The sequence below is a fragment of the Rhodococcus sp. DK176 genome, from assembly GCF_038447315.2.
Taxonomy (GTDB): Bacteria; Actinomycetota; Actinomycetes; order Mycobacteriales; family Mycobacteriaceae; genus Rhodococcus_F; species Rhodococcus_F jostii_A.
On record NZ_CP118321.2, the window covers coordinates 4,705,483 to 4,718,761 of the forward strand.

At 69.0% G+C, this 13,279-nt stretch carries 9 protein-coding genes and 1 riboswitch; of the genes, 3 read left to right on the forward strand and 6 right to left on the reverse strand.

The window, feature by feature from the left end:
- Positions 1 to 7: 7 nt before the first annotated feature.
- Positions 8 to 1,324: a M1 family metallopeptidase gene (locus PSR88_RS22265; RefSeq protein WP_009477448.1), complete on the reverse strand. Its 1,317-nt coding sequence runs from the start codon at positions 1,322 to 1,324 to the stop codon at positions 8 to 10.
- Entirely contained in the window at positions 1,321 to 5,211 is a 3,891-nt protein-coding gene (locus PSR88_RS22270; RefSeq protein WP_011596803.1) for a Pls/PosA family non-ribosomal peptide synthetase, read from the reverse strand. Before PSR88_RS22270 ends, PSR88_RS22265 begins: the two co-directional genes overlap by 4 nt.
- Before the next feature lie 220 nt (positions 5,212 to 5,431).
- Between PSR88_RS22270 and PSR88_RS22275 the strand changes: the two genes are divergently transcribed.
- The gene (locus PSR88_RS22275) at positions 5,432 to 6,133 is read left to right on the forward strand and encodes a YciI family protein (RefSeq protein WP_009477451.1); all 702 of its coding nucleotides are present in this window, start codon (positions 5,432 to 5,434) and stop codon (positions 6,131 to 6,133) included.
- Positions 6,133 to 7,368 (forward strand): RNA polymerase sigma factor, encoded by a 1,236-nt coding sequence (locus PSR88_RS22280; RefSeq protein WP_016884178.1) that lies wholly within the window; start codon positions 6,133 to 6,135, stop codon positions 7,366 to 7,368. The genes PSR88_RS22275 and PSR88_RS22280 overlap by 1 nt, the downstream gene beginning before the upstream one ends.
- On the opposite strand, the gene PSR88_RS22285 is transcribed toward PSR88_RS22280, so the two are convergent.
- From PSR88_RS22285 to PSR88_RS22300, 4 genes are read right to left on the reverse strand one after another with little or no spacing between them, the layout of a single operon-like run.
- Positions 7,365 to 8,390 (reverse strand): agmatine/peptidylarginine deiminase, encoded by a 1,026-nt coding sequence (locus PSR88_RS22285; RefSeq protein WP_016884177.1) that lies wholly within the window; start codon positions 8,388 to 8,390, stop codon positions 7,365 to 7,367. The two genes, PSR88_RS22280 and PSR88_RS22285, sit on opposite strands and share 4 nt — an antisense overlap.
- Positions 8,387 to 9,385, reverse strand: a complete 999-nt coding sequence (locus PSR88_RS22290; protein ID WP_016884176.1) for a nitrilase-related carbon-nitrogen hydrolase — start codon at positions 9,383 to 9,385, stop codon at positions 8,387 to 8,389. Before PSR88_RS22290 ends, PSR88_RS22285 begins: the two co-directional genes overlap by 4 nt.
- Positions 9,386 to 9,387: 2 nt before the next feature.
- Entirely contained in the window at positions 9,388 to 10,008 is a 621-nt protein-coding gene (locus tag PSR88_RS22295) for a TetR/AcrR family transcriptional regulator (RefSeq protein WP_009477455.1), read from the reverse strand.
- A 28-nt stretch (positions 10,009 to 10,036) separates the two neighbouring features.
- Complete coding sequence (locus tag PSR88_RS22300) at positions 10,037 to 11,518, reverse strand: purine-cytosine permease family protein (protein ID WP_011596809.1); 1,482 nt, start codon at positions 11,516 to 11,518, stop codon at positions 10,037 to 10,039.
- A 296-nt stretch (positions 11,519 to 11,814) separates the two neighbouring features.
- Between PSR88_RS22300 and PSR88_RS22305 the strand changes: the two genes are divergently transcribed.
- Positions 11,815 to 13,062, forward strand: a complete 1,248-nt coding sequence (locus PSR88_RS22305) for an MCE family protein (protein WP_016884174.1) — start codon at positions 11,815 to 11,817, stop codon at positions 13,060 to 13,062.
- Positions 13,063 to 13,141: 79 nt separating this feature from the next.
- Positions 13,142 to 13,256: riboswitch (SAM riboswitch) on the forward strand.
- Positions 13,257 to 13,279: the final 23 nt, after the last annotated feature.

Sequence of the window (13,279 nt, forward strand, 5' to 3'; positions counted from 1 at the left end):
CCGCAGCTCACATCGGCGGCAGAGTCTTCTCGCCGAGCCAGGAATCCCACAGCAGGCGCAGCGGCTCGTCGGTGTAGTGGGTGGCCAGGTCGGTGAACTGCTCGCTCGTGACGGTGGAGTGGCGATGGGCCAGCGTCCACTGCCGCAGCAGCCCGAAGAACTTGTCGTCGCCGAGCCGGCGTCGCAACGCGTGGAGTGTCAGCGCGCCGCGCTTGTAGACGCGGTCGTCGAACATCAGCTGCGGTCCCGGATCGGCGATCACCAGGTCCTGCGGTTTGCGGGCCAGGCCCTGATGCGCCTGCTGCGCGAGCTGGTGCGCCGAAGGCCCGCCGGAGTTCTCCGACCAGATCCACTCGGCGTAACAGGCGAAACCTTCGTGCAGCCAGATGTCCCGCCACTGGCCGAGTGTCAGACTGTTGCCGAACCACTGGTGGGCGAGTTCGTGCGCCACCAGACGTTCGTATCCGCGCCGGCCCGTGCAATGGTTGGCACCGAAAATCGACAGTCCCTGCGCCTCGAGCGGGATCTCCAGCTCGTCGTCCGTCACGACCACCGTGTAGTCGGCGAAGGGGTACGGGCCGAACAGTCGGGAGAACACGTCCATCATCTGAGGCTGCCGGCCGAAGTCCACGTCGAACGTCGAACGCAGCCGCGGTGGGTGGACGGCGAACATGGGGACACCCCCGGAACCGAGGCTTCGGCGTTCGTACGGCCCGATCTGGATGGTGGCCAGATAACTCGCCATCGGCTCGGTCTGCTCGTACACCCACGTCGTCTGGCTGGCTCGCGTCTGCCTGCTCACCAGCGCACCGTTGGCGACCGTGTAATACGGCGAATCGGTCGTGATCGCGATGCGGTAACTGGCCTTCGAACTCGGGTGGTCGTCGCACGGGAACCAGGACGCCGCCCCGTTGGGCTGGCTGGCAACCAGCGCGCCCTCGGACAGCTCCTCCCAGCCGACCTCACCCCACACACTGCGGATCGGTTTCGGCGAACCCCCGTACTGGACGGTGAGCACGAGGGCGCCGCCCGCGGGGATCGCCTGCGCGGGCGTGACGATCAGCTTGCCGTTCCGGTGCAACCACTTCGTGTTGCGGGAACCGTTGGTGGCGACCTTCGTGACGTGCAGATTGGACGCCAGATCCAGGGCGAACCGGGAGCGGGCCTCGGTGGTGACCGCGGTGATCGTCGCCTTGCCTGCCAGCCGGTTGCTGTGCACCTTGTAGGTGAGGTCGAGTTCGTACCGGGACACCCGGTATCCGCGGTTTCCGTTCTGGGGGAGATACGGGTCGACCGGCTCGTCGATCCCCTTGTCAGCCTTCACGTGGCCGCCCAGGGGGCGATCGGATTTCCCTGCCACCGCGTGGACGGCGGCACGGTGTCGCCGCGCATGACGAGCGAGGCCGGGCCGACCGTGGCGCCTTCGCCGATCCGGGCGGCGGGCAGCGCGACACAGTGCGGGCCGAGGGTGGCGCCGGCTCCGAGGATGACGGTGTCCATGGACATGATCCGATCATGGAACAGGTGAGTCTGCACGACACACCCCCGTTCCACGGTCGCGCCGTCGCCCAGCGTCACGAGATCCGCCTCGGGCAGCCAATAGGTTTCACACCACACACCCTTGCCGATGGTGGCTCCGAGGCCCCGCAACCAGACGTTGAGGACGGCGGTGCCCGTCGCGGCACGGGCGAACCAGGGTGCGGCGACCGTTTCCACGAAGGCGTCCGACACCTCGTTCCGCCACACGAACGAACTCCACAACGGGTGCTCGATCTTCCCGATCCGGCCGACCACCAGCCACTTCGCGATCACGGAGATCAACCCCGCGACCGCACCCGCGACGAGGAGGACGACGCCGCTGGCCAGTGCCGCGAGCCAGAAGCCGATGTGGTGAGCCATCGCCTGCAGCGCGAACAGCACGCCGAGGCCGATTCCGAACGTCACCGTCACCGGGATGAGGCGGCACGTCTCCACGACCGCGCGGGCCACCTTGAGCCGGACCGGGGGACGGAACGTGCGGGAGGCGTCGGTGTCGCCGGGCGCCCTGCGGAGGCGGACCGGGGGACTGCCCAGCCAGGACGAACCGGACTTCGCCTTCGACGGCGTGGCCGACAGCACCGCGACGAGACCGTTCTTGGGCACGCGCCGACCCGGACCGGTCATCCCCGAGTTGCCGAGGAAGGCGCGCTTGCCGACCTTCGCGTGTTCGATGTGCATCCACCCGCCGCCGAGTTCGTAACTCGCGATCATCGTGTCGTCGGCGAGGAATGCGCCGTCCGCCACGGTGGTGAACTTCGGCAGCATGAGCACGGTCGACGCTTCCACGTTCTTGCCGATCCGGGCGCCGAGCAACCGCAGCCATCCCGGCGTCAGGAGGCTCGCGTACAGCGGGAACAGGAACGTGCGGGCGGAGTCCATGAGGCGTTCGGTGGCCCACACCTGCCAGCCGATGCGACTGCGGACCGGGTGGTACCCCTCACGCAACCCGATCGACAGCAGCCGGACGGACACGACCGTGAGGACCGCGAACACGGCGAGGCTGACGAGGGTCGCGGCGGGAAGGATCACCAGCGACTGGAGTACGGCGGATCCGATCGTGCCTGCGTCGCGGATCCACCACCCGATGACCACGATGCCGGCGACGAGGGCGAAGATCGGCAGTCCGGCGATGAGCATCGACGTCACGCCGAACGCGGGAACCCAGTAGGCCGCGCGGCGCGGGGTCTCCTCGGGCCACGGGTGGACGGCCTTGCCGACCTTGACCGCCGGTGAGCCGGCCCAGTGCTGATTGGCCTTGACGCGTCCGAATACGGCGGAACCCGCCTCGACCTCGGCGTTGCGCCCGATGGTGGCGCCGGGAACCAGCGTGGACCGGGCGCCCACCGACGCACCCGGACCGATCTTGATGGCACCGATGTGGACGACGTCGCCGTCCACCCAGTGTCCGGACAGGTCGACCTCGGGTTCGATGGAGCATCCGTCGCCGAGCTCGAGCATGCCGGTGACCGGTGGGAGCGTGTGCAGGTCGACGCCCTTGCCGACCTTCGCGCCGAGCGCCCGCGCGTAGTAGAGCATCCACGGCGCGCCCGACAGGTTCGCGGCACCGCTGGCCTCGGTCAGGCGCAGCGCCACCCACAGCCGCAGGTGTTCGCTGCCGCCTCGGGGATACGTTCCCGGCTCGAGTCCGCGCAGCAGGATCCGCGAACCGATCACCGAGATCGCCATCCGGCCGACCGGGCTGATGAACGCGAAGAACGCGAGCAGAATCCACCACCACGACACCGTGGGCGCCCACGGCACCGTCGTGAACCAGGAGAAGACGTTGTTCGCGATGGCCAGCCACGTGACCCACTGCAGGCCCGTGAGCGTGGTCAGGGGAACGGTCGCCGCGATCTGCGCGAGCTGGCTCCGACGCGGAGTCGGCGTGACGAGGCGGGGTTCGGCGGCGTCGATCGGCGCCAGCTCGTCGAGGTATTCCGCGAGCGAACCGAGCCGCGGGTGGTCGTAGAGTTGCGCGACCGTCACCTCGGGGAACCGTTCGCGCAGCGCCGTGACCAGCTGGGCCGCCGAGAGCGATCCACCGCCGAGCTCGAAGAAGTCGTCGTCGGGGCCCGTGATCTCGGCACCGAGAATCGCCGTCCACAGCCCCGCGACCCAGGCCTGCGTGCCCTCGAGACCCAGTTTCTCCGCGGCGTCGTCGACACCCGGCGGAGGCCAGGGCAGGGCGTTCCGGTCGACCTTGCCGGACGTGCGGGTGGGCAGTTCGTCGACCAGCACCAGCCGGGGAACCAGCGCCGCCGGGAGTTGCTCGGTGAGCGCGGTGTGCGCCGCCTTGAGGTCGAAGTCGGGGTTGGTGCTGGCCAGATAGCCGACGAGGACCTGGTGACCGGCACCGGTCCTGCGGACGGCCGCCGCCGCGCCGCCGACGCCGGGAAGGTTCTGCAGGGCGTTGTCGACCTCGCCCAGTTCGATCCGCCTGCCACCGAGTTTCACCTGATCGTCCGCGCGACCCTGGAACAGAAGTCCGCGGCGGTCGAGGCGGACGAGGTCGCCACTGCGGTACGCGCGATCCCAGCCGAGTGTCGGCATCGGTGCGTACTTCTCGGCGTCCTTCTGCGGGTCGAGGTACCGGGCCAGACCGACACCGCCGATGACCAGTTCGCCCACCTCGCCCTCGGGGACGGGTTCACCGGTTGCGTCGACCACTGCGAGGTCCCAGCCGTCCAGCGGGAGGCCGATACTGACCGGACTCTTGCCGTCCATCAGGGCGCCGCACGCCACGACTGTCGCCTCGGTGGGCCCGTACGTGTTCCATACCTCGCGTCCGTCGACGGCGAGTCGCTCCGCCAGTTCGGGCGGGCAGGCCTCGCCGCCGAAGATCAGCAGGCGCACGGCCTCGAGGGCCTCGGCAGGCCACAGCGACGCGAGCGTCGGCACCGTCGAGACGATGCTGACGTCGCGCGCGACGAGCCACGGGCCGAGGTCCATGCCGCTGCGCACCAGGGACCGGGGCGCGGGCACGAGGCAGGCGCCGTGACGCCACGCGAGCCACATCTCCTCGCAGGACGCGTCGAACGCGACCGACAGTCCGGCCAGCACCCGATCGCCGGGCCGGATCGGGTCTTCCTGCAGGAATATCCGGGCTTCGGCATCCACGAACGCCGCCGCGTTGCGATGGTTCACCGCGACCCCCTTGGGGGTGCCGGTGGAACCGGAGGTGAAGATGATCCAGGCGTCGTCGTCGACGGTCGGCGGACGGGCGCTCGGCGACTCGGCCCTGTCGGGGGCGGTGCCCGCGGTGATCCCGGTGCCGGTCATCACGCACCGGACCTGCGCCTCACCGAACACGAGTTCGGCGCGTTCCTCGGGGTCGTCCGCGTCGACCGGCACGTAGGCGGCGCCGACGGCGAGCGTCGCCAGGATCGCGACGTAGAGCGAGCAGGATCCGGACGGCATTCGGATTCCGACGCGATCGCCGGCCCCGACTCCCGATTCGGCCAGGACCTCCGCGGTCTGCCGGATCTCCTCGAGCAGTTCCTGGTAGGTGAGCGACGTCGAGCCGTCGTCGATCGCCGGGGCTTCGGGGTTCGCCTCGGCCGTCGCGAACAGGATGTCGACGAGTGTGCGCGGCGCCGGTGCGAATTCACGGCGGAGGAATTCCCGGGGTATACGGAGCGACAGGTCCGAATCCGTCGGCGACTGGAGAGACAATCCAGAATTCCTTCTCTGAGCGGGTGGTGGTGCGTACGGCTCGTTATCTCACGATCAGGTGGCCAGATGGTGAACAGTTGGTGGTCGGTAGGGCTTCTTCGACCATTCTTCACCCGCAGTTGCCGGTTCTCTCACCTCACATGTCGAAGTTTCCCCCGCTACTTCGTCGTCTGGTCAGAAGGAGCACCCGAGTTCCTTCTTTTCGAGGAAGGATGACCTCATGTACTACCTGGCATTGCTGGCGGACGAGAAGAACGCCACCGAATGGCCACCGGACAGTCCGGAGTTCGCGGTGGCCGTTGCGCGCCACCAGGCGTTCACGGAGAGAGCGGGCTCCGCGATCGTCGGAGGTGGTGCCTTGTATCCGAGCGCGGAGGCGGCGACCATCCGGAACGACGGCGGCCGCGCGCTGATCACGGACGGTCCGTTCGCGGAGACCGCGGAGGTGATCGGTGGTTTCTACGTCCTCGAGGGACCGAACCTGGACGAGGTGCTGAATGTGGCGCGGCACATCCCCGAGGCGATCATCGAGTTGTGGCCGATGTTCGAGTGGATGCCCGTGACCGATCAGACAGGCTGCTGGATGGCGCTGCTCCGCGAACCGGTGGCGGCGGCGGTGGCGCCGGGCACACCCCAGTGGGACGAGGGAATGGCCGAGCACGAGAAGTTCGGTCGCCTCGCCGGGTCCGCGGTGCGTGGCGGCGGGGCCCTCTATCCGCCGGACTCCGCGACGACGATCCGCGTTCGCGACGGGGAACTCCTTCTCACCGACGGGCCCTTCGCCGAGACAGCCGAGGTCGCGAACGGCCTGTACGTGCTCGCAGCCGAGGACCGGGAGAGTGCGATCGCGTTGTCGGCGAAGATCCCGGTGACGCCGAAGGGCTGCATCGAGCTCCGGCAGATCGTCGCCTACGCCGAGTAATGGACGGCGACACACTGAGCCGCGTCTTCCGGGAGGAGTCCGGTCGGGCGCTGGCGACCGTGGCACGGATGGTCGGCGACCTGTCCCTCGCGGAAGATGCGGTGCAGGAGGCGTTCGCCGAGGCGATCCGCAGCTGGCCGGAGGCGGGACTGCCCGAGAACCCGGGAGCCTGGATCACGACCGTCGCCCGCAACCGGGCACTGGACCGGTTGCGACGGGAATCGTTGCGCGGCGACAAGGAGCACGATGCGGCGCGGCTCGTTCCACCTCCGGACGAGGAAGAGGTGTGGCCGGTGCGTGACGACCAGTTGCGGCTCATGTTCACGTGCTGCCATCCCGCGCTGTCCCCGGAGTCGCAGGTCGCGTTGACTCTCCGCCTGGTGGCCGGGCTGAGGCCGGCGGAGATCGCCCGGTTGTTCCTTGCCCCGGAACCGACCGTGTCCCAACGGCTCAGCCGCGCGAAGTCGAAGATCCGGACCGCCGGTATCCCGTTCCGGGTCCCGCCCGACCATCTGCTGCCCGAGCGGACCCCGCAGGTACTCGCGTGCATCTATCTGGTGTTCACCGAGGGCTATTCGGCCACGTCGGGCGACACGGCGATCCGCGACGAACTCTGCGAGGAGGCGCTGCGGCTCGGCCGTTTGCTGTGCGAGCTGATGCCGGACGAGGGTGAGGCGTGGGCGCTGATGGCGCTCATGCTGTTTCACGACAGCAGACGCGCTCAGCGAACGGACGGCGTGGGCGATCTCATCCCCCTCGAGGAGCAGGACCGGCGGCGCTGGGACCGGGCGAAGATCGAGGAAGGCGTCGTGTGCCTGCGGGCCGCACGGCGCCGGGGAGGCGGTCCGTACAGCGCGCAGGCCACGATCGCGGCCGCCCACGCGACGGCGCCGGACTGGGCGGCCACCGACTGGAACGCCGTCGTCGCCGGTTACGACGAACTCGGCACGTACGGTGACTCGCCCGCCGCTCGGCTCAATCGCGCTGTCGCAGTGAGCTTCCGGGACGGCCCCCACGCCGGCCTCGCCGAGGTGGACGCACTCGCCGGGGAGCCGAGGCTGGCGCGGACGCACACCGTGCACGCGACCCGCGCCGACCTGCTGCGCCGAGCGGGCAGGCCCGCCGAGGCGAGCGCGGAGTACCGCGCCGCGATCGGTCTGGCGGCGAACGAACCGACCCGGCGATTCCTGGCGAGGCGGCTCGCGGAAGTGGACAGCGAGAACAGTGCCCGCTAGATCCGCCCGCGAGGCTGGTGCTGGGTGATGCAGTGGATGCCGCCGCCCCGCGCGAAGATCTGCCGGGCATCGACCGTGACGACACGGCGACCGGGGTAGACGCTCGACAGGATGTCGCGGGCGAGGGCATCGTGAGGGTCGTCGAAGCCGCACGCAATGACGCCGCCGTTGACGACGAGATGATTGATGTAGCTGTAGTCGACCCAGCCCTCCTCGTCACGCAGGACAGTCGGGGCAGGTACCTCGACGATCCGCCACGGTGCACCGGAACGGTCACGGCTGTCGGACAGTACTTTCAGGATCTCGGCGGACACCTCGTGGTCGGGGTGGGATCGGTCGCGCTGGGAGTGCACGAGGGCCACCCCGGGTGCGGGCAGCGCCGCGACAATGTCGACGTGCCCCTTGGTGCCGAACTTCTCGGAATCCCGCGTGAGGCCGCGGGGGAGCCAGACCACGTGCTCGGCGCCGATCGTGCGCGCGAGTTCCGCCTCGACTCCCGCCGCGTCCAGGCCGGGGTTGCGCAGCGGGTCGAGTTGCACGGTCTCGGTGACGAGCACGGTTCCGCGACCGTCGGCCTGGATCCCGCCGCCCTCGTTGACCATCGACGACGGGACCGGCTGCGCACCGGACCACCGGGTGACGGCCCCGCCGATCGACCGGTCGCGATCCCAGGTGGCCCACTCCTGTTGCCCCCAGCCGTTGAACGTCCAGTCGACGGCGCCGAGGCGGTCGTCCTCGTCGAGGACGAACGTGGGCCCGATGTCGCGCATCCAGGCGTCGTCGAGGGGAGCCTCGACCACGTCGACGTCCGCGGACAGGTACTGCCGGGCGACGTCCCGGTCCGCCGGATCGACCACCATCGTGACCGGTTCGAATTCGACGATCGCGTGGGCGACGGCCGTCCACGCGGTCCGCGCCTCGTGCGCGTCGTCCTCGGTCGCGGTCATCGAGGCCCCGAGGGGCGGGAACGCCATCCACACCCGTTCCTGCGGTTCGGTCTCACTGGGCATCCGCCAGGTCACGACCGGGCCTCCGCGGCCGATACCGTCGTCGGAAGTCCGTAGGGGTGCGCGTGGTCCACGGGATCCGTCAGTCGGGTGTACGTGTCCGGCCTGCGGGTGGTCAGGAACGGGAAGAGATCGAGCCAGTCCTTGCGCTGATCGAGGTCGAGATCGGCCACCAGGACCGCCTCCTCGTCGCGGGGAGCCGACACGAGCACGCGGCCGTACGGGTCGGAGATGAACGAGGAACCGTAGAAGTCGATGCCGCCCTCGTTGCCGCAGCGGTTCGGGACCACCATGAATGTGCCGCTGGTGATGCCGTTTCCGACGATCACGTGCTGCCAGATCGGCTGGGTGTCGAAGGACGGGACGCTCGGCTCCGACCCGATCGCGGTGGGGTAGACGAGGATCTCGGCGCCGCCGAGCGAATACATCCGCGCGACTTCGGGGAACCACTCGTCCCAGCACGTCGGCAAACCGATGGCCGCACCGTCCAGTTCGACCGGGCGGTGGACGGGGTAGGCGTCGTCGGCGGGACCGCCGCGGAAGTAGGTGTCCTCGTAATAGCCGGCGCTGACGGGGATGTGCAGCTTGCGGGTCCGGGAGAGCAGTTCACCGGACGGGGCGACGAGGATGGCCGTGTTGAAGCCGAGACCGTCCGGGCCGTCGGCTCGTTCGTAGAGGGAAGCGTGGACGCAGACCCCGTGCCGGGCGGCGGCGGCGGCCGCGAAACTGTACGTGGGGCCGGTCGTGAGGTCCTCGGCGTCGCGGCCGGGGGTCCCGGTCGCGCGGGTGTCGGCGGGGTACTTCGACAACGTGAGTTCCGGCAGGAACACCACCGCGGCGCCGAGTGCGGCGGCCTCGCCGATCGCGTCGGTCAACGCGGTGCGCAGTGCGTTCGCGTCCGGTCGCCAGCGGTGCTGCACCAGCCCGGCCCGCAGCGGTGTGCGGGCGGATTCGGTGAAGCGCGCCGGTGAGGACGGTGCGGGCAGTGCGGTGATCGTGCGAATGGTCATCGTTATTCCTTCGGTGTGGGTGTGACGGGAGTGTCGGCAGTGTGGTGGGTGGGCTCGGACATCACGACGTCGATCGCGCCGAGCAGATGGGAGCGGGCGTCCTCGGTGGAGATCTCCTTGCAGAGCCACCGCCCGGACAGGCCCTCGACGAGGGCGGTCATCGTGACCGCGGTGGGCTGGGGGTCGAGCGAGCGGGAGATCTCGCCGGTGGCCTGCGCCTGCACGATCGCGTCGGCGATCTCCGACACCCACGCCGCGGTGGTCCGCGCGAGGGGATCCCGCAGCGCCTCCTCGTACACGGCGGAGGCGCGTAACTCGTTCCAGGCCAACGAGTTCTCCACGACCTCGGGACGGTCCTGGATCTCCCCGAGGAGGGAGCGGGTGAGGCGGTCGCGAGCGGAGTCGCCGGATCCCTCACCCTCGCTGCGGTACGCGCGGGCACGGTCGTTGATGTAGTTCAGGGCGGCCTCGAGGAGGCCGATGCGATCCTTGAAGTGGTAGTACAGCAGTCCCGGCGACACACCCGCGACCTCCGCGACATCGTTGACGCGAAGCCCGCGGATACCTCGTTGGGCAATGGCCGTCGCGCTGGCCTTCAGAATCGCATCGCGTCGCTCGCTCATCGGTGAATCTCCTTCGGTTCGTGCCGTCCTAGGGCCTCGGCGCCTCGACCGGGGCCACGTGTTCGGGCCACAGTCGCAGCGCGACGAGGTAGCCGGCCACGGCGATGGCCGACGATCCGACAAGACTGACATCGACACCGTGCGCGATGTCGGCAAGGGGCCCGGAGTACAGCGACGTGTCGACGGCGAGGACGCCGAACACGGATCCGGCCGCCCACGGGATGACGGCGCGCAGGTTCCAGCCCCGGGTGAACCAGTAGCGTCCACCCTTGCGGCCCAGGTTGAAGACCTGGAGGTCGACCGCGTCGTACTGCCCTCGCCGCGCAACCAGGAAGCCGGCGACGTTGATCGCCACCCACGGCGCGGCGAAACCGTTGAGCACCAAGGTCATTGCGGTGATCGAATCGACGGCGTCGACGACGAACACGCCGATGTAGAGCAGGGCCACCGCGAGCGCCGACGTGATCAGCGTGGTGTGGACGCGACGCAACCGGGGGATCAGCGCTTCCAGGTCGAGGCCGCTGGCGTAGACGTTGAGGACGCCCTGGCCGAGTCCTCCTGCGAGGGCGACGAGGACGATCGGCAGCACGTACCAACCGGGCGCCTCGGCCACCAGGTCGGCAACGTAGGAGTCGCTCAGCGTGGTGAACGTCGACGCGGTGAACGATCCGAAAGCCGCGGTCAGGAACAGCCCGAAGAAGATGCCTGCCATGGTGGCCGCGACGATCGCACGGTCGCTGAACCGCACCCGGGAGATCCGCCTGCTGTAGTCGCCGAGCGTCGGGGCGTACGACAGCGGACCGCCGACGGCGAGGACCACGGCCAGAATCCAGGTGGGCCAGAACCCGCCGAGGAGATAGTCGCCGCTGCCCGCTCCGCCGTCGAAGCGACCCCCGAACGCGAACACACCGAGCAGGAGCAGCGCGGCGACGACGGGCAGCACGAACTTCTGGAGCGCGACCACCGTGCCGTGGCCGAACAGCGCGACGGCCACGATCTCGGCGGCGATGATGCCGTAGCCGAGGGCGAGCATGCCGTTGTCGACCGGTGTGCCGAGCAGGCGGTGGGCGGCGGCGATCAGCGCGTCACCCGAGGTCCAGACCGCGATCGCGGCGTACGCGAGGGCGAAGAGCAGGGTGAGCCCCGAGCCGATCATCCGTCCGCTCACTCCGAAGTGCGCACCACTCGACACGGTGTTGTTCGTGCCGGTGCGCGGGCCGAGGAGTGACAGGGGAGCGATGAGGAGCGTGCCGAGTCCGATGCCGACCGCGCTGGCCGCGACCGCACTGCCGAAGCCGAGTCCGAACGTGATGGGGAGCCATCCGAACACGATCACCGAGAACGCCAGATTGCCGCCGAAGAACACGGCGAGCATGTTGAGCGGTCGCGAATCGCGTTCCGATTCGGGGATGTACTCCACGCCGATCGTCTCGACGTGTCCGAAGCGGTCCTCCGGCGGGGAGGGAGCGGTGTCGTCGACGGGCGTCGTCGGATCGAGATTCGTGGACACTGCGGACCTCACATTCTGGGGCGGAGGTGACAGTCATCACGTCCTGTTGGGAAACGAACGTATTCCAAACTGAAAATTCAGTCAAGGCCGGGGAGTGACGTGTGCCACCGAGGGCGGTGCGGAGTTTGCGCTGCTACGGCGACCGGACTAGATATATGTGTGACTTCTCGTCTCATGTATCCCTCTGTCATCGGAGTGCCTGTGCCTGTCGCCACCATCACCAGTCGTCTCGCGAACCGGTGCCGGCTCCCCGAAGTGGGGACGACGTTCGGTCGACGCGACATCGAGGGTGGACGGTGAGGTCGCCGCTCGTCCGGTGGCAGCTGATCGGCTTCGTTCTCGTGGCCCTCATGGGCCTCGTCTACGTGGGTGCCAACTACGTGCGCCTGGGCAATCTCCTCGGGTTCGGCGAATACACCGTGAACCTCGAATTGGAGACGTCGGGCGGCATCTTCACCAATGCGGAAGTCACGTACCGCGGCGTGCCGGTCGGCCGCGTCGGGGACTTGTCCCTGACCCCGGACGGCGTCGTCGTCGAACTGCGGATCGACACGAGCGCGCCCGACATTCCCGCGTCTGCGAAAGCCGTCGTGGCCAACAGGTCGGCGATCGGCGAGCAGTACGTCGACCTTCGGCCCGCCGCCGATCGCGAGCCCTTCCTCGCGGACGGATCCCGTATCGCCGTCGCCGACACGTCGACGCCGGTACCCGTCGAAGAATTGCTCGCCAGCACACAGGGATTGGCGGAATCCGTGCCGATCGACGCGCTCCACACCGTCGTGACGGAACTCGGCGCGGCGTTCGACGGCAAGGGCGAAGACCTTCAGTCGCTCGCGGACTCGTTGTCGGGGCTGTCGGCGTCGGGCGCGGAATCGCTCGACCGGACGTTGGCTCTGGTGCGCAACGGTCGCACCGTGCTGGACACGCAGTCCGAACAGTCCTCGGCGATCAAGGATTTCAGTGCCGACCTGGACTCGCTCGCGGATCGGCTGCGCAGCAGCGACCCGGACGTCCGGCGGCTGATCGACAACGGAAATCCGGCGAGCGATCAAGTGGGACAACTCGTCTCGGAGGCCGGACCGGGTGCCACGACGAACCTCGCCAACCTGTCCGCCACGGCGAAGACGATCGCGGTGCAGGCCACGGCTCTGCAGACCCTGTTCGTGTACCTGCCGGGGGTGGCGGCGGCGTCGTCGACCATTGCGCCCGACGACGGAACCGTGCACCTGGGCCTGGTGGCCGAGACAAACAATCCGCCGTCGTGCACCGTCGGCTACGAGGGCACCCAGGCGATCCTCCAGGAGATGAGGCGGAACGACCCGAACTTCGACGACACGCAGCAGGACTTCCCGCAGAACACCGCCGCGTCCTGCGAAGCCCCACAGGGCAGTCTCACCGGCGTCCGCAGTGCGAACCGGATCGTGTTCGGCGACCCCGCCACCGTTCAGCCGTGGGACTCCACGCCCAAGAAGGACCCGAACAAGCTGGACCTCAACCCGATTGCGAATCAGCTCGCCCCGCTCCTCGGGGTGACCCCCAACTGACGCGAGTTCCGCGGCCCGGATCCCGGCCCTCCCGGTTTCGGGTTGACAACTGCGCGTCGATCCTGCAATCTTCGAAACAGGTCACGAGTACCAGCGTCAAGCCCCGGCTAGCTGGTCGGCAACCCTCCACCGCGGCGGGGTGCTCCGGGTGACGACCAGGCTGAGGTCCATACCGGACCCGGCAAGCGCGGACTCCGAGAGGGCACCGACCCTGCGA